We start from the raw sequence: 16,421 nt of genomic DNA on the forward strand, positions 1-16,421 counted from the left end.
ATTCAGCACTAAATGTTTTTCTGGTTGTCGATCTCATGTTTTCACCTAAAGTCATCTACGAGGTAATAATATCACCTCTATTTAGGTGGCCAAAATTAGTGTGCCACTACAAGTACAAGAGCGATTTATGGGTAATAAATTTATTCCGCTAGAAAAAAGAGAATCGCTATTGATTTCAATTAATAAACTTAGAGCTAGCTATAGGCTTCCCAGCATGCCAGTTGAAAAGCATTTTAATTGGGTGCCGATTATTTCATGGTTACTTTCTGGATTGGGAGCAATTATATCAGTCGTTGGTGCGACAAGTCTTGTAGGTAAGTTGAATAGAGATAAAGAAACAGAAGCTGATATCATATCCGGAGACGTCATAATTAATCACCTTGGCGGCTCAATGTCTGCTACTGCATTTGAATATGAAAAAATGGTCGGTGAAGTGCTGACTGAGCTAGGCGTGCCTCACAAATCAGATTCAAATGAGTATGACTTCATAGTCAATCATCAAGGGAAGGAAGTAATTGTTGAAGTTAAGATGTATCGCAAGTTACTTGGACTTGGTACGGCTCGTAACTTCCTGAATACGATATTAGCTTCTGGTAAAACGGGTATCTTAGTAGTGTCTTCCGGTGTGACACAAAGAACTAAGGAACTTATACAAGAACACAATCAGATCTCTGATAATCAGAAAATTTTATTAGTTATTGGTGACTCAAAAGAAAAAGTCAAAAAACAGTTGTCAGAAATATTCCGTGTATAAGTGCTTTTAACAAACTAAGTCAGCGGGACTATAACACGTAGGTTCCCGTCACTTCGTTCCATATTTTAGCCTACGTGTGATTGCCCGTGCTTGGGGCGTTAGATTAAAACCGTAAATAGGAGTATATATGTCACAATGGGATGACCAATTTAGTGATCATGCTATCCATGCAAGTATCGAAAATCTAGTTGATAGACTAACTGATGACTCTCTTGTGACAGAAGATCTCAACGTTTTTGAGATTATCGATAGGATAAAGCAGGTAGCATCCTACGTAGAGAACTGCCTGAGCAATGTGATTCCAGCATTAGTTAATCACACTCATCTCAGTAAGGCGAATAGTTACATATCCAGTATTACCTCTGAGTTGAATTCCTATATATCAAATTCGAATGTGGGCCATCTAAATAATACCTCTGCACACATCGATAATTTGATGGCTCAGATTAATGCTTTGCCTATCGTTAAACCAGCCATTACTGAGCAATCTTTCACTAAGTCACTTCTTGATTTCAAGGCTCTTGCTGAAAAATCATTTAGTGAAATGAAAAAGGCAAAAGATGATCTTGTCGATTCTGTTGATAAGATATCTAAAAACTCTATTGACCAACAAGAAAAGCTAGATGGTCTTGTCAAAGAAATAGAGAGTTATGATCGTGAAGTTTCAGATTCGATTGGTAATTTTAATGAACGATTTGAAGAGGCTGAGAAGAAATATATTTCGCAGTTAGATTCAAAGACCGACGAATTTAATAAACGGTACGAAGATTATTCAGAAGCCTTTGATTCTAAGCTGGAAGAAAACATTGAGGCAAACCAAGAGAACATAATAAAAATTGTTTCTGAGCATAAAGAACAACATAAGCAACAGCTTAATAGCCAAAAAACAGCAGCCGATTCTGTCTTGAGAGAATTAGAAGATAAGAGAGCAGAAGCCTCCAATTTGCTTCAAATAATAGGAAATATTGGGATAACCGGAAACTATCAGAATATTGCAAATAATGAAAAAAAAGCTGCTGACAACTGGCGTAGGATTGCTCTTGGTCTAATGATTGGCATGGTTTTAATTATTGGCATTACCATCTTCATTTCTGCGACTAATGGGTTTGATTGGAAGTTGGCTCTGTTTAGAGTTGGTGCTGCTTTTGTTCTTGCTATACCAGCAGCATATGCTGCTAAAGAATCTGCAAAGCATAGAGCTTTAGAAAATCATAACAGAAGAGCAGAGCTGGAACTGGCATCGCTAGACCCTTATCTGGAAAAACTTCCAGAGGAGACAAGGAACAAAGTTAAAGAGGAACTAACCAAGCAATTTTTTGGCTTAAACAAAATGCAGGAAAAGGTCGAAGAACAAGTTTCAAATAAGGCAATTTTCGAGTTATTAAAGTCGGTCGTAGATAAAAAGTAACGCATTTTAATCGGGTGGCGAAGGTATCTAGCCTCCACACCACCCTGCATGCGGCTCAGTACAGGACGGCTACCAACAGGTTGAGTTTCCGCTATTCGGCGATATAGTCCAAGATCAGTTGATCAAATATTAATGAGAGAAAAATATGTACGATAGTGAAGTTATTGAATATGCAATAAGGCAAGAGAACATAATCTCTAAGTTGGAATATAGAATTCACGATCACGATGATGGTCGTTCAGAGAATCGTCAAGACCTAATGCGCGATTATGCAAGAGTTCTATATTCCTCATCCTTTAGACGGCTACAAGGCAAGATGCAGCTACTTGGTGTTGACGCTAATAAGTTTAATCGAAATCGTCTCACACATAGCCTAGAAGTGGCACAAATAGCCCGATCTATAGCTTTTGATTTAGACCTAAAGCATACAGTTGTAACCGAAACAGCATCACTTGCACACGATATTGGTAACCCACCTTTTGGACATTATGGTGAAGTGGTACTTAATGATTTAAGTTCGGGGTGTGGTGGTTATGAAGGAAATGCTCAGGCATTCCGAATTTTACGTACATTAGAGAAAAAGCATTATGCGTATCCTGGGCTAAACCTAAATGTACGTACTCTCATGGCTATAACTAAATACTTCTTCAATAAGCAGCAGAATAACAAAAAATTCTTATATGATAATGACTATGACTTCCTAAAAATTGAACTAGATAGTAAAGGAATCTTGGTTACCAAGAGTATTGATGCAGAAATAATGGACTTAGCGGACGAAATTGCTTATGCCGCGCATGATTTAGAAGATGCGCTTAGTTTCGGCATGATCAGCTTAGGTGAAATAGTTCATGAGTTTAGTATTAGCGACAAGTTTAAGGATGCATATCCAACCATGGCTCAAATTTCTAAAGATGCCCAGAATGTCGCAATGAAAGCTAGTCGAAGTGGAACATCTGAAGAGTATGCAATTGTTCTAAAGAAAGAGCTAACTTCAATCATAGTTAATATTCTATGCTCAGATATTGGTTTAGTAGATGGTTGTTTAGGTTACAAACAACATGCTAAATTAGCTGAGGGGCTCAAAAAACTGTTGTTTAAAGCAATTCTTCGAAAGAAAGATATCCAGCTATATGAGCGCCGTGGAGAGCAGATCATTCGTGGTCTATTTGAGGTATATTCTGATAAAAAATATAACAAAGATAATATTTTGTTACCGCCAGAATTGCGCTCAATCAATGATTGTAAGACTCGTCTAGTTACTGACTATATTTCAGGAATGATGGATTCTTATGCCGCACAGGAGTATGAAAAATACTTCGGTAAGGGCAGTGCTGATAGGTTTTACTTCAAATAAAGTTGATTTATAAAAAGCGTTAGAAACAGATTATCAGAAAGTTCGTGATGATGTTAATTTGGCTAGTGGTGATTTACTCGAAATAAGCATTATACACCAGCAATGCATCATTTGTTCGATATTATTTTTATTAATCAATGATATCGGGAGGGCAAAGCTACAGCTTAAAATTTCAGGAATACATCTTTCAATGTTAAAGGCGTACTTACGTTGGTCATTGCGGTATCAAAGGACACCTCAACACACAAAATGAGTAATATTTATGAACAATATTGATGGTATTGGCAAATCCGTTGGGATGGTAACTACTGATGACCATTCCAGTTAGTAATATTCTTGGGGAAGGCGTGCTTTGGGACGACAAAACCCAATCCATTTGGTGGACTTACATTGAAGCTGCTGAGATCTCAAAGCCTTCGAAATATTGCCATGCCGTACCGAGTAGGTTCATTTGGTCTGACACAAAATGCAGAGCAACTGATTGTCGCGTTTGACTTTGGTGTAGCTTTATACCATTTAAAAACTAAAGAAGCACAATGGCTGCTACGCCAGAATCACAGCTAACGAATAATAGATTTAACGACGGCCGAAGGCAAGGGCGCTTCAGGGCCGGTACTATGGTTGAAAATAGCCCTTATTCAAGTTGTGATGCGGCACTTTACTGCATAGTTCATCAAGGCCAATGCTTAAAAGTGTGCGAGAACATCAGCATTTCAAATGGACTCTGCTGGAATCCAGATGGACTGACTATGTACCATGCCGACTCACCAAAACATGAAATCTTTCAATATAATTTTGATCCAAACACGGCATCAGTCAGCAATAAGCGTTCATTTGTCACAACAGAGAAAATGATTTTCCCTGATGGTTCTGAAGTCGATGCCGCTGGATATATTTGGAACGCCCAATGGGGTGGCGGCCAAGTGGTGCGTTATCGTCCCAACGGTAAAGTCGATCTTACACTAACATTACCCGTCACCAATCTAACCAGTATTGCCATCGGTGGGCCAAACATGGACTGGCTCATCATCACCAGCGCAAAGCATTCCTTAAGTGCTGAACAATTATCAAATGAGTCCCAGGCAGGCGATGTATTTATCAGTTAGTCGGCATATACGGACTGCAAAGTCATTTAGCCGAAATTTCCAAGATATTTACTTGAACGCCATCAGTCTGCAATTGACCTATGAAGATTGTCAGTATTGATACCAGTCAAAAAGAACGCGCTGCTACATGAATAATAGAGGGCTTTGCCAGCCAACACTCTAAAGAATTCACGTAGCGACGCGTCACAAAAACTGCATTTTCCATTTACCAGCAAATAGCAACAAACCATCATCTAGTCCCCAAGCAACAAACTTAGTTAATCGTACCAATGCACAAATAAGAGCAGGTAAGATGGCCCAGAAAATTTCGGCGGAAAAAAAGCAAATCTCAGTCTGCCGCGAAATCTCATTCTGAGTGGCCACGAACACAATAAAAATACGACGATTTCAAGCAATATAGAGAATATTTAACATAATATACATTGTGCGCAGCCTTGTATCTAATCACTCTATACCTTTCAAATGATCGATTGGTTTGTTGAACGCACTTTCATGACGTTCAATTTGGCTAGTGTGCAAATATTGCGATGTAGTGTCGATACTTTCGTGGCCAGCGTCGGCTTGTACATGGGATAACGGTCTGCGGTTGATATTGATATCGTGCGTAATGCCAGTGTGACGAATATTGTGGGCAGTTAGTTTGCGCATCTGCGCCGCATCTTGTGTAAAGCCATCGATTTCTATACGTTCTGCAGCCAGATTAATTATTTTTTGAATTTCGTCGCGAACATGACGAATGCCTAGATTGGCATTGAGGATACCAACATCTCGGCCGCGTCCAGCAGCTTTGTGCCGTACAAACAAAGGATGATTTTCGTTTGGTCCTGGATAATCCGTTAATCCTAAAAACTGACGATATTTGACTAACGCATCGAGCAAAGCTTTTGAAATCGCAACGCTGCGTCTTTTACCACCTTTACTCAACGGAATATGAAAACTCCAGATGCCCGTTTGCTGATTACGTTTAAACTGGTTCATCACCGGCGAATAACCCGCACGTGCAGACACATCTGAAACGCGTAAATAACAGCAATAAATCAATGTAATGAGGAATAAACTTCTTTGATGTAACTCAGGAAATTCTTCTGCTAGTCCAGTAACGGTCGCCATAATATATGACCACTGTAATTCAGTGAATGCGAGACTATTTTCATCTTCATGACTTTGACGCTGATATTGCCTGTTTGCTGCAAATCGACTGTGATTAAGCCAGATTTGAGCAGGATTCCGCTCACAATATTCTTCACTTGTCAGATACGAATAAAACGAAGACAAAATGGCCATTTTTGTTTTTAACGCATTATCGCTTAACACATAAGGCTGGATTTGCCCGAGTTGTTTTTTGCCGACAAATGGTCGCCATTGCGAGTTTGGAACCCGTTCATCATGCAGTTTATCGTACTTAAACTGTGGCACATTAAAATAACCGATCAGTGCTATCGGCGGTGCTTGGCAATAATCAACGTAACGACTCATATCTTTGCGCGTAACTTGAATGGGAGACATTGAAACCACATCAAAACACCAAAGCAGAAACGTAGTGAGTTCACTGCGATAAGCTTTATAGTTGTTTTCGTTATGCTTTTGCTCAAATAGCCAATCACTGGCATGCTCGATGACTAAGCCCGCATCAACCACCTTTTTCATGCTAATTTGGGTGATATATTGGTTAACAATACTATTGCCAACTTGTATGAATTCAAATGAGTCAAATAACGGGATTACTGGAGGAAGTTGCATATTACATCTGAATTATAAGAGTTTCTTGTATGATAATACTTAAACGCAAATGCCGATAATGTTATTTATCGGCATCAAGATATGTCAGATTTTTAGTGCAACTTGAAAATGAACATTGCTGACAAGTAATACGCTTTTTGCAGCAGATCAAGCATAGCTGCCACACTTGCTGTTTCGATTGGCTATCTAAGCACGTGAAGTCAGATGCGCAGATGTGTCCATCATGTATTAGCTGTGCCAATTTATGCGCTGAAATTGATAAGTTAATTCGATTAGTCATGCCCTTTCCCTCCCTATCATTGTTTGATAGTAACAGAATACACAAATGAGAATCGTTATCAACAATGTAATTTAAGGATTGCCACTCACCTCGCTATTTTATGCAAGATTTTGCACCGCTTTGAAATGTGTCTACTACACTGATTATGTGATCATTATTTTTACTTGAATGAGGTATCGGATGCTGATTGATCTTGCAAAGAAAAACCCTCTTTTTTCCGGTAAAAAGTCTACCGAGACAACAGAGTCTGGTATTCCTTGGAAGGTATTAGTGGTCGATGATGAACCTGATGTTCATACCGTCACTAAGCTTGCCCTCTCCCGCTTTAAACTTGATGGCCGTGCCCTCACCTTTATTAATGCTTATAGTGCCGAACAAGCAAAAGAATTACTCAATCAAGAACATGACATCGCCATTGCCTTTATTGATGTTGTCATGGAAAGTGACCATGCGGGGTTAGAACTAGTAAAGTGGATCCGTGAAGAATTATTGAATAAAACCACTCGATTGATCTTACGTACAGGCCAGCCAGGGCAAGCACCTGAAGAAGACGTTATCGTCAATTACGATATCAATGATTACAAAGCAAAAGCTGAACTGGATTCCCGTAAACTGATGACTAGCGTCTACTCAGCCCTTCGCTCTTATCGCGATATCATGGAAATCGAGCAAGCAAGGCGCACCCAAATAAATCACCGTAAGGGCTTAGAAAGAGTACTAGAAGCCACCTCAGGATTATTTGAACTGCGCACCCTACATAAATTCGCCGATGGGCTACTGACTCAAGTGGCCACTCTACTTAATCTCGATTCAGAAACGCTACTGCTGACTTGTAATGCGATTGATGCAATTAGTGGTCATGTTGAACCTGTCAATATAGAAATCCTTGCAGGTACTGGCCAATTTGCGAATAAATCCCACATTACGCAACTACCTGAACATATTGATCGTCTACTGCGCAGTGCGCTCACCCAACAGCGGTGCCTTTATGAAGACAATTGTTTTATCGGTTACTTTCCCACCAAAGGCGGTTTAATCAATCTACTTTATATGGATGGTATTGATAGAATTGATGATCTTGATAAGAAACTCATTGATATTTTTGCCATCAACGTGGGCATAGCTTTTGAAAATTTGCTGCTCAATCAGGAGGTGGAAGATACACAATCAGAGCTTATTTTACGTTTAGGTGATGTTGTTGAAAGCCGCTCGAAAGAAGCTGCCAATCATGTGAAACGTATGGCGGAGTATTGTTCTCAATTAGCATTACTCGCCGGTTTAAGTGAATACGAAGCCGATTTACTGCGCCGTGCCTCACCAATGCATGACATTGGTAAAATTGCGATCCCCGATGCTGTCCTACTTAAACCCGGCAAATTAGATGACGAAGAATGGAAAGTTATGCGTCAGCACCCTATGATTGGCCATCAAATTCTTGCAAATTCTGAGAGACCAATACTAAAGGCCGCATCAATTATTGCACTGCAACATCATGAAAAATATGATGGTTCTGGTTATCCTGCAAATCTAAAACAAGACGAAATTCACATTTTCTCGCGGATTGTGGCAATCGCAGATGTGTTTGATGCCCTTTCCCATGCCCGCTGTTATAAAACAGCTTGGCCTTTAGAAGAGGTTTTAGCTGAAATGCGTAAAGGGGCGGCAACACACTTTGATCCTCACTTATTACAGCTCTTTATTGAAAATGTAGACATTTTTGTCAAAGTAAAAGAAAACTGGAAGGATCACTAATCTGTAATATGCCCAGTTGATGGTCTTGATGTTTAGAAAGCCATATCAAGCACTTTCAAAGATATATCAAGGCAGTTTTAACCATTGTCATCTGCGAGAAAATCAAAAACAGCCGTTTTAGTTTCACCATTAACGCTAAAACTAACAAAGCCACGCCAAACCATGTAGCCACTACTACAAGAACCGTAGACTAACTGACCGATATAAGTCATTTTGTCAGTTTGCTTCACATTTACAGGAATAACACCCATAAACATGTCTCTTCCTTCTAAGCGGATTTGCACATTAGAAATTGGCATGGAAGATAACAACTGTAATGTCAATGGCTTTTCGCTTGGTGCACTACCTGGTGACAAGCGAAAAGTGAGCTCAACATCCCCAACTTTTTTAACACAATCCCCCTTAGAAAATTGGCAAAGTGAAGGATCAAGACTGCTTTTAAGTGTGACTTGCTTTGCATCTTCCTTACAAGCTGTGAGATTGAAGCTAAATAATGCAATAAATAAATAGGGACTCAGACGAGTTAGCACAAAGATTAACCTTATGATGCAATATGTTAACATTCTATGGCGTAGGTTGATCTAGATCAACTTTCCACACCCCTTCTTTGGTATCTTTTTTGATATGGCTCAAGTATCATTGCGAAACCTCATATTTGAGCAAAAATATGCAGGGTAACGCATTGACATCACTCAGCAACCTTAATAGGGAGGCTGAGTTTTATGTCATTTATAACAGGTAAAGCTTGTCTTTACTAAAAGTAAAAGTAATAAGCAGTGGAAGCATTATGATGAACCATTCCCAGCCAACAGGCGCTGATTACAATTACGCCATTGTCCGCCAATTTGCCTTAACCACAGTTTTGTGGGGTATTGTTGGTATGTCAGTCGGCGTATTAATTGCGGCTCAGTTAATCTGGCCTCAGCTGAACTTTGACACTCCTTGGTTAACGTATAGTCGCTTGCGACCATTACACACCAATGCGGTGATCTTCGCGTTCGGTACATCAGCCCTTTTTGCAACATCCTATTATGTCGTACAACGCACCTGTCAAACCCGACTATTTGCACCTAAGTTAGCCGCATTTACGTTTTGGGGATGGCAAGCCATCATTCTGTCAGCAGCTATCTCTTTACCAATGGGTTTCACCCAAGGAAAAGAATACGCTGAATTAGAATGGCCTATCGATATCGCAATTACTATCGTTTGGGTGTCCTACGCTATCGTGTTCTTCGGTACTATTATCAAACGAACAACTTCGCATATTTATGTGGCGAACTGGTTCTTTGGTGCCTTTATTATTACCGTTGCCGTACTTCACATAGTTAACTCTATGGCAGTACCAGTCAGTCTGTTCAAGTCATACTCTCTGTATAGCGGCGCTGTCGATGCTATGGTGCAGTGGTGGTATGGTCACAACGCTGTAGGTTTCTTATTAACCGCAGGCTTCTTGGGGATGATGTATTACTTCGTACCTAAGCAAGCAGGTCGTCCTGTGTACTCTTACCGTCTTTCTATTGTCCACTTTTGGGCACTGATCGCACTGTATATCTGGGCTGGTCCTCACCACTTACATTACACAGCTTTACCTGACTGGACTCAGTCTTTAGGTATGGTGATGTCACTGATCCTATTCGCACCTTCTTGGGGCGGTATGATTAACGGTATCATGACCTTGTCTGGCGCTTGGCATAAACTGCGTACTGACCCTGTGTTACGTTTCTTAGTTGTTTCTCTGTCTTTCTACGGTATGTCTACCTTCGAAGGCCCTATGATGGCAATTAAGACAGTTAACGCATTATCACACTATACAGACTGGACTATCGGTCACGTTCACTCCGGCGCGCTAGGCTGGGTTGCAATGGTGTCAATCGGTTCTCTGTATCACTTGATCCCTGTATTGTTCGGTCACGGCCGTATGTACAGCATCAAGTTAATTAACGTCCATTTCTGGTTAGCGACTATTGGTACTGTACTTTACATCGTCTCTATGTGGATTTCAGGTGTAATGCAAGGTCTGATGTGGCGCGCAGTGAATGCTGACGGTACTTTGACTTACAGCTTTGTTGAAAGTCTGGAAGCTTCTTATCCTTTCTACTTTGTACGTTTCCTTGGCGGTTGTTTCTTCCTGACCGGTATGCTGATCATGGCATATAACGTGATCCGTACTGTGAAAGCCTCTAAAGATTCATTGCCAGCATTGGCTGAACCAACAGCGGCTTAAAGGAGCAAACTCGATGAAATTTAATCATGAGATAGTTGAAAAAAACATCGGTTTGTTAGCGATTTTTACCGTTATCGCTATCAGCTTCGGTAGTCTCGTTGAAATCACACCGTTGATTTTTCAAAAAGATACGACTGAGCCAGTTGAAGGTTTAAAGCCATACACTGCCCTGCAAATTGAAGGTCGTGACATTTATGTTCGTGAAGGTTGTTATAACTGTCACAGCCAGATGATCCGTCCTTTACGTGCAGAAACTGAACGTTATGGTCACTACTCTGTCGCGGGCGAATCAGTTTGGGATCATCCATTCCAATGGGGTTCTAAGCGTACGGGTCCTGATCTTGCACGTGTTGGCGGTCGTTATAGCGATAAATGGCATGAAGTTCACTTAATCGATCCTCGTGCTGTAGTTCCTCAATCGAATATGCCAGGGTTCCCATGGTTAGCCGAAAACAAGTTAGACGGCAAACTAACGGGTGACAAGATGACTATCCTACGTAACCTGCATAAAGGTGGTTACAAAGGTAATGATCTTTATACCGATGAAGAAATCGCAGGCGCACAGCAAGCTGTTGCAGGTAAGACAGAAATGGACGCCTTGATTGCATATCTTCAGTCTTTGGGTCACGCACTCAAATAAGGAGGCAATATATGGATTACGGCACATTACAAGGCATTTTGACCATCATTGTGATGCTGACCTTCGTCGGTATATTTGCTTGGGCATATAGCTCGCGTCGTCAAAAATCATTTGATGAAGCAGCTAACCTTGTGTTTTCCGATGAGGAAGTCAACAAGGTATCGAAGGACTCAGGAGAGAATAAGTGATGAGTAGCTTCTGGAGTGTTTGGATTACTGTACTCTCGTTAGTCGTGATCGCGGGTTGTTTTCTATTACTGCGTGTGTGTTCTAAGAACACCACTGACGTAAAAGAAGGCGAATCCATGGGTCACAGTTTCGACGGTATTGAAGAACTCAATAACCCACTGCCAAAATGGTGGAGTTATATGTTCTATATCACTATCGTGTTTGGTTTGATCTATTTGGCCCTATTTCCTGGTTTAGGTAACTATAAAGGCCTATTAGGCTGGACCAGTTCTAACCAGAGTATCGGCACAGAGCATGGCATTAAAGCCGATTCTGCCGCAGCGATTGAGCTAGCAGCAAAAGAAGGTCTTTATGTTCAGTATGATCAAGAAGTAAAACACGCTGATGAAAAATATGGCCCAATCTTCGCGGCTTACTTGGCAACACCACTAGAAGAATTAGTGAAAAACCAAGAAGCGTTGAAAGTGGGTGGCCGTTTGTTCCTGCAAAACTGTGCTCAGTGCCATGGTTCTGATGCACGTGGTAGCAAAGGCTTCCCTAATCTTACCGATGGTGACTGGTTATATGGTGGTGAATTAGCCACGATTAAGACCACTATCATGGCAGGTCGTCATGGCATGATGCCACCCAAAGGTGGTTTGCCAATCGAAGATAGCGAGATTGCTGGTTTAGCTGAATACGTTGTTAAATTGTCTGGTCGTGAGCATGACGAGAAACTCGCTGCCCAAGGTCAAGGGTCATTCATGAAAGGTTGTTTTGCGTGTCATGGTATGGACGCTAAAGGCAACAAGTTTATGGGTGCTCCTAACTTAACTGACGATGTTTGGTTATATGGCGGTAGCCGTGGCATGATCGAAGAGACCATTAAACATGGTCGCGCAGGTGTGATGCCAGCGTGGAAAGACGTTCTCGGTGAAGAGAAAGTTCACGTCATTACAGCTTATGTTTATAGCTTGTCAAACAAGTAATTAGGTATAAGTAACACTAAGGCCTCGAAGACTTCGAGGCCTTTTTTTTAAAGTGCTAAAACCGTCTTTTAACGGTAAAATGGCGCAAATTTTTTGAATGGGTATCTGACATGAGCGAACAACAAGCCTGGTATAAGCAGTTCTGGCCTTGGTTTTTAATTATTCTTCCTTTATGTGCCGTCGTCGCAAGTTTTACCACGCTAAAAATTGCCCTTACGAACTCGGACTCTTTAGTCGCCGAGGATTACTACAAAGATGGCAAAGCCATTAATATGGACTTAAGTAAAGTGAAGTATGCCAAACAAATAGGCATGAATTTTTCACTCGATCAAGCCAATAATGAGATTTTACTGACGCAGCAAGGGGGACCTGCATATCAAGCCGCCTTGAAAGTCGAGTTCTATCATCCAACCATTGCCGACAGAGATATGAAACTCACTGCGACGGCCGATGCCAGCAATGTGTATCGCATTAGCATCCCTACTACCCTAACCGGCCCTTGGGAAGTACGCCTCGAAAGTTACGACGGTAAATGGCGAATTCACCAACGCGTTGAATTAAAAGATCACGTCCAACTTTGGCTGAATTGATTGTGGTTAAATAAGTAGCGCTATGACGTATCCAAGTTGTTTTCACTGCCAAGAGCCCGTTCTGACGGGCCAGCAGTTTGTGACTCGCATTAATGACCGTGATGAACTGATGTGTTGCCCTGGCTGTCAGGCGGTTTCTCAAGCGATTGTCGATGCGGGATTACTCAGTTATTACAAGTTCCGCACTGAGCCTGGCAGTAAACAGAATGCCCTGGTCCCCGAAGCATTAACGCAATTTAGCGCCTATGACTTGCCCGAAGTGCAGCAAGACTTTGTGCATTCTGAGGACAATGTCGAATCAGTATCACTCTCCATCGATGGTATCACCTGTGCCGCCTGTGCTTGGTTAATTGAACACAAAGTCAAACAACTTGCGGGCGTGAGCCAAGTGCTAGTCAACTCAACCACCCAACGCGCCATGATCAGTTGGGATAAACGCAAGGTAAAACTTAGCGATATTCTCGGACAAATTAGTCGTATTGGCTATCAAGCCGCGCCCTACCAAGTTGACGAACAAGAGCTCAACAATAAACTCAATAGTCGCAAATTTTTACTGCGTTTAGGCTTAGCTGGCTTTGCGACTATGCAAGTTATGATGTTCGCCCTCGCCCTTTATACTGGCTACTTCACCGATTTAGACGTGCAATATCGGGACTATTTCCGCTGGGTTAGCATGATTTTTGCCACGCCTGTGGTGCTTTATTCGGCGCAGCCCTTCTATTTTAGTGCCATTCGTACCCTGCTCAGCGGCAAACTCAATATGGATGTGTCTGTTTCGATTGCCATTGGTGGTGCCTATACCGCAAGCTGTTTTGCCACAGTGAATGGCACAGGCGAAGTGTATTTTGAATCCGTATCCATGTTTACTTTCTTTTTGTTACTTGGGCGTTACTTCGAGCAAAAGGCAAGACAAAAGGCCTCGGTCAGCTCCAGTAATTTACATAAATTGGTGCCGCTCACTGCACACTTAGTCACCGAAAATGGTCAAGAAGAAATTCCGGCCAAAAAGTTACGCCTCAATGATGTGATCCTTGTGAAACCAGGGGAAATGGTTGCGGCCGATGGTGTGGTGATTGAAGGCCACACAAATATCAATGAAGCTATGCTCACAGGTGAGCAAATGCCCATTGAAAAACAGCAAGATCAGCAAGTGTACGCTGGTACTATCAACGTCGACCAACCGATAAAAGTTAAAGTTACCGCATTGGGGCAAGACCAACTCGTGGCTGAAATTATTCGACTGCAGGAACTGGCATCCAATACAAAACCTGCGATAGCCCTATTAGCCGATAAATTATCCCGCTATTTCTCGGGTACGATTCTAACAATCGCGACGATCACCTATTTGGTTTGGCAACAGATTTCCCCAGAGGATGCCTTTTGGGTAACGCTATCGGTTCTGGTCGCGACTTGTCCTTGTGCCTTAGCGCTAGCGACACCGACCGCCGTCACCTGTGCAACCGCCATTTTTACCCGTCTTGGGATCATTACCCGCAAAGCCGGCGTATTTGAAAAACTGCCGCAGATTAAGCATGTGGTCTTTGATAAAACTGGCACCCTTACCTGTGGTACGCTCTCTATCGGGCAAACGCAGTGCATGGCCGATTTAACCAAGACGCAAGCCTTAGCGATTGCTGCAGCGCTGGAAATGGGCTCTCGCCATCCGATTGCGGCAGCATTTACCCTATTTGCCGATAATGCCTTGGTCGCGGAACAAGTTCACCATGAAGTCGGCTTTGGTGTTCGAGGTCGTATCGAGGGGACTGACTATTTAATTGGTAATGCAGTATTTACTGGCGCACGTGTCGATACTCAGGACCCAACCCAAAAGATTTGGTTAGCACGCTCAGCCAATGAGCAGCTTGAAGTGCTTGCCAGCTTTGAGATCCAAGACAATATTCGTCAAGACAGTAAGGCCACGATTGAGATATTAAAGCAACAAGGTTGCCGCATTAGTATCGCCAGCGGCGATAGCTCCGGACATGTGCATCAACTAGCCAAAGAGCTGGGAATTGAAGATGTGCACAGCGGATTAACGCCCGCGGGTAAACTTGCCCTAGTAACGAAATTACAACAGCATACTCGCGTGGCGATGTTTGGCGATGGCATCAATGATGCGCCAGTACTTGCGGGGGCTGATTTGTCGGTCGCCATGGGTAGTGGCAGTGCGATTGCCAAAAACAGTGCCGATTTGATTTTACTGGGCGATCATCTATCCCGTTTCACCCAAGCTGTCGCGGTCGCTAAACTGACCACGCAAATTATTAAACAAAATTTAGCGTGGGCGCTGGGTTACAACGCCCTTATCTTGCCTTTAGCCGTCACTGGTCATGTGGCACCTTATATTGCCGCGATTGGCATGTCGGCGAGTTCTTTGATTGTGGTCGGTAATAGCCTGAGATTATTACGGGTAAAAGTGTGATCATAATAAAACGTTTAACCAGATACTAAGAGGTCATTATGGAAATTATTTATGTGCTTATCCCCATTGCCATGATCTTCGTCGCCATTGCGGTAATGGTATTTTTCTGGGCAGTGAAATCTGAGCAATTTGACGATCTTGACCGTCAAAGTGTTTCTATATTGTTTGATGAAAATACTGATAAACCAGGCCATCTACCCACCCCCGCCATTCAGTCAACAGCAGAACATGATGATATCGCAGCGCAGCAAGCGATAAAAAATCAGCAAAAAGGCATGCCTTTGTGATTGAGTACAATGTCACCGGTGCCTTTCTCGTCGGCTTGATGGGAGCTGCACATTGTTTTGGTATGTGTGGCGGTTTAGTGGGCGCGTTTTCCGCCCAAATCCCTCATCCTAAAATAGGTAACCATCTGGCCCATCAGCTTAAATATTTACTGAGTTACAATTTAGGCCGTATTTTAAGTTACACCTTAGCGGGCGGCTTAGTGGGCGCATCGTCGGCAGGTCTTGGTCACTTATTTGAGTTGGATATTTATCTGATTGTCCTGCGCATGATTGCCGGACTAATGATGATCGCCACAGGACTTTACATCGCTAAAATTTGGGTTGGTATAGTGCAAATTGAGCGTGTAGGTCAATGGCTATGGCAATATTTAAAACCCATAGCGCAGCGCCTTGTTCCAATCAAGAATCCGAGCCAAGCAGTCATGGCGGGATTCATTTGGGGCTGGCTCCCCTGCGGCCTCGTCTATAGCACCTTAACTTGGTCGGTTGCATCTGGCTCTGCCAGCCAAGGCGCCTTGATTATGTTAGCCTTTGGCTTGGGTACTTTACCCGCCCTATTAAGCGCTGGCGTGGCGGCAAAACGCCTTGCTGCATGGGTACAAAAGAAAACCGTTAGACTATTGAGCGGCTTACTGTTAATCGCCTTTGGTGGTCAAACTTTATATATCGCACTCGCGCAGCTAAACTAGCCCAAGTGAGTGAATTGGT

16 protein-coding genes are annotated in these 16,421 nt (G+C 42.4%); 13 read left to right on the forward strand and 3 right to left on the reverse strand.

The window, feature by feature from the left end; genetic code table 11:
* Positions 1-127 precede the first annotated feature (127 nt).
* The 4 genes from KO537_RS00005 to KO537_RS00020 all read left to right on the forward strand — a co-directional run bounded on the left by KO537_RS00005 (position 128) and on the right by KO537_RS00020 (position 4,622).
* Entirely contained in the window at positions 128-754 is a 627-nt protein-coding gene (locus KO537_RS00005; protein ID WP_219233559.1) for a restriction endonuclease, read from the forward strand.
* A 127-nt stretch (positions 755-881) separates the two neighbouring features.
* Positions 882-2,162 (forward strand): hypothetical protein, encoded by a 1,281-nt coding sequence (locus KO537_RS00010; RefSeq protein ID WP_219233560.1) that lies wholly within the window; start codon positions 882-884, stop codon positions 2,160-2,162.
* Positions 2,163-2,307: 145 nt separating this feature from the next.
* The gene (locus KO537_RS00015) at positions 2,308-3,516 is read left to right on the forward strand and encodes a deoxyguanosinetriphosphate triphosphohydrolase family protein (protein WP_219233561.1); all 1,209 of its coding nucleotides are present in this window, start codon (positions 2,308-2,310) and stop codon (positions 3,514-3,516) included.
* A 536-nt stretch (positions 3,517-4,052) separates the two neighbouring features.
* Positions 4,053-4,622, forward strand: coding sequence for an SMP-30/gluconolactonase/LRE family protein (locus KO537_RS00020; RefSeq protein WP_251070982.1), 570 nt, complete (start codon positions 4,053-4,055; stop codon positions 4,620-4,622).
* Between the two features lie 444 nt (positions 4,623-5,066).
* Here KO537_RS00020 and KO537_RS00025 read toward each other — a convergent pair whose 3' ends face one another.
* Together KO537_RS00025 and KO537_RS23060 are read right to left on the reverse strand one after the other, a co-directional pair.
* Positions 5,067-6,362: a site-specific integrase gene (locus KO537_RS00025; protein ID WP_219233562.1), complete on the reverse strand. Its 1,296-nt coding sequence runs from the start codon at positions 6,360-6,362 to the stop codon at positions 5,067-5,069.
* Positions 6,363-6,423: 61 nt separating this feature from the next.
* Entirely contained in the window at positions 6,424-6,642 is a 219-nt protein-coding gene (locus tag KO537_RS23060; protein ID WP_081729032.1) for a hypothetical protein, read from the reverse strand.
* Between the two features lie 180 nt (positions 6,643-6,822).
* On the opposite strand from KO537_RS23060, the gene KO537_RS00030 reads away from it, so the two are divergent.
* Positions 6,823-8,394, forward strand: a complete 1,572-nt coding sequence (locus KO537_RS00030) for a DUF3369 domain-containing protein (protein ID WP_113940482.1) — start codon at positions 6,823-6,825, stop codon at positions 8,392-8,394.
* Between the two features lie 77 nt (positions 8,395-8,471).
* Here the strand turns inward: KO537_RS00030 and KO537_RS00035 are convergent, their stop codons facing one another.
* Complete coding sequence (locus KO537_RS00035; protein ID WP_028759963.1) at positions 8,472-8,924, reverse strand: hypothetical protein; 453 nt, start codon at positions 8,922-8,924, stop codon at positions 8,472-8,474.
* 257 nt (positions 8,925-9,181) lie between these two features.
* On the opposite strand from KO537_RS00035, the gene ccoN reads away from it, so the two are divergent.
* The 8 genes from ccoN (at position 9,182) to KO537_RS00075 (ending at position 16,402) form a co-directional block, all read left to right on the forward strand.
* Positions 9,182-10,618 (forward strand): cytochrome-c oxidase, cbb3-type subunit I, encoded by a 1,437-nt coding sequence (ccoN, locus tag KO537_RS00040; RefSeq protein WP_028759964.1) that lies wholly within the window; start codon positions 9,182-9,184, stop codon positions 10,616-10,618.
* A 13-nt stretch (positions 10,619-10,631) separates the two neighbouring features.
* Positions 10,632-11,258 (forward strand): cytochrome-c oxidase, cbb3-type subunit II, encoded by a 627-nt coding sequence (gene ccoO / locus KO537_RS00045; RefSeq protein ID WP_028759965.1) that lies wholly within the window; start codon positions 10,632-10,634, stop codon positions 11,256-11,258.
* An 11-nt stretch (positions 11,259-11,269) separates the two neighbouring features.
* Positions 11,270-11,446 (forward strand): CcoQ/FixQ family Cbb3-type cytochrome c oxidase assembly chaperone, encoded by a 177-nt coding sequence (locus KO537_RS00050; RefSeq protein ID WP_028759966.1) that lies wholly within the window; start codon positions 11,270-11,272, stop codon positions 11,444-11,446.
* Complete coding sequence (gene ccoP / locus KO537_RS00055; protein ID WP_028759967.1) at positions 11,446-12,414, forward strand: cytochrome-c oxidase, cbb3-type subunit III; 969 nt, start codon at positions 11,446-11,448, stop codon at positions 12,412-12,414. Before KO537_RS00050 ends, ccoP begins: the two co-directional genes overlap by 1 nt.
* A 110-nt stretch (positions 12,415-12,524) precedes the next feature.
* The gene (locus KO537_RS00060; RefSeq protein ID WP_105252481.1) at positions 12,525-13,004 is read left to right on the forward strand and encodes a FixH family protein; all 480 of its coding nucleotides are present in this window, start codon (positions 12,525-12,527) and stop codon (positions 13,002-13,004) included.
* Positions 13,005-13,026: 22 nt separating this feature from the next.
* Complete coding sequence (locus tag KO537_RS00065) at positions 13,027-15,426, forward strand: heavy metal translocating P-type ATPase metal-binding domain-containing protein (RefSeq protein ID WP_219233563.1); 2,400 nt, start codon at positions 13,027-13,029, stop codon at positions 15,424-15,426.
* Positions 15,427-15,464: 38 nt separating this feature from the next.
* A complete protein-coding gene (gene ccoS, locus KO537_RS00070) occupies positions 15,465-15,713 on the forward strand; it encodes a cbb3-type cytochrome oxidase assembly protein CcoS (RefSeq protein ID WP_173244909.1) in 249 nt (82 codons plus the stop codon).
* Entirely contained in the window at positions 15,710-16,402 is a 693-nt protein-coding gene (locus KO537_RS00075) for a sulfite exporter TauE/SafE family protein (RefSeq protein ID WP_173244912.1), read from the forward strand. The genes ccoS and KO537_RS00075 overlap by 4 nt, the downstream gene beginning before the upstream one ends.
* The last annotated feature ends 19 nt before the right edge of the window (positions 16,403-16,421 follow it).

This window comes from Shewanella sp. NKUCC01_JLK (assembly GCF_019345615.1).
Lineage (GTDB): Bacteria > Pseudomonadota > Gammaproteobacteria > Enterobacterales > Shewanellaceae > Shewanella > Shewanella oncorhynchi.

Coding starts and splice junctions, on each gene's coding strand:
- KO537_RS00015 (WP_219233561.1), top strand. CDS start 2,308: ATGTACGATAGTGAAGTTATTGAATATGCAATAAGGCAAGAGAACATA.
- KO537_RS00025 (WP_219233562.1), bottom strand. CDS start 6,362: ATGCAACTTCCTCCAGTAATCCCGTTATTTGACTCATTTGAATTCATA.
- KO537_RS00005 (WP_219233559.1), top strand. CDS start 128: ATGGGTAATAAATTTATTCCGCTAGAAAAAAGAGAATCGCTATTGATT.
- ccoP (WP_028759967.1), top strand. CDS start 11,446: ATGAGTAGCTTCTGGAGTGTTTGGATTACTGTACTCTCGTTAGTCGTG.
- KO537_RS00010 (WP_219233560.1), top strand. CDS start 882: ATGTCACAATGGGATGACCAATTTAGTGATCATGCTATCCATGCAAGT.
- KO537_RS00060 (WP_105252481.1), top strand. CDS start 12,525: ATGAGCGAACAACAAGCCTGGTATAAGCAGTTCTGGCCTTGGTTTTTA.
- KO537_RS00050 (WP_028759966.1), top strand. CDS start 11,270: ATGGATTACGGCACATTACAAGGCATTTTGACCATCATTGTGATGCTG.
- ccoS (WP_173244909.1), top strand. CDS start 15,465: ATGGAAATTATTTATGTGCTTATCCCCATTGCCATGATCTTCGTCGCC.
- KO537_RS00030 (WP_113940482.1), top strand. CDS start 6,823: ATGCTGATTGATCTTGCAAAGAAAAACCCTCTTTTTTCCGGTAAAAAG.
- KO537_RS00065 (WP_219233563.1), top strand. CDS start 13,027: ATGACGTATCCAAGTTGTTTTCACTGCCAAGAGCCCGTTCTGACGGGC.
- KO537_RS00020 (WP_251070982.1), top strand. CDS start 4,053: ATGGCTGCTACGCCAGAATCACAGCTAACGAATAATAGATTTAACGAC.
- KO537_RS23060 (WP_081729032.1), bottom strand. CDS start 6,642: ATGACTAATCGAATTAACTTATCAATTTCAGCGCATAAATTGGCACAG.
- ccoO (WP_028759965.1), top strand. CDS start 10,632: ATGAAATTTAATCATGAGATAGTTGAAAAAAACATCGGTTTGTTAGCG.
- ccoN (WP_028759964.1), top strand. CDS start 9,182: ATGATGAACCATTCCCAGCCAACAGGCGCTGATTACAATTACGCCATT.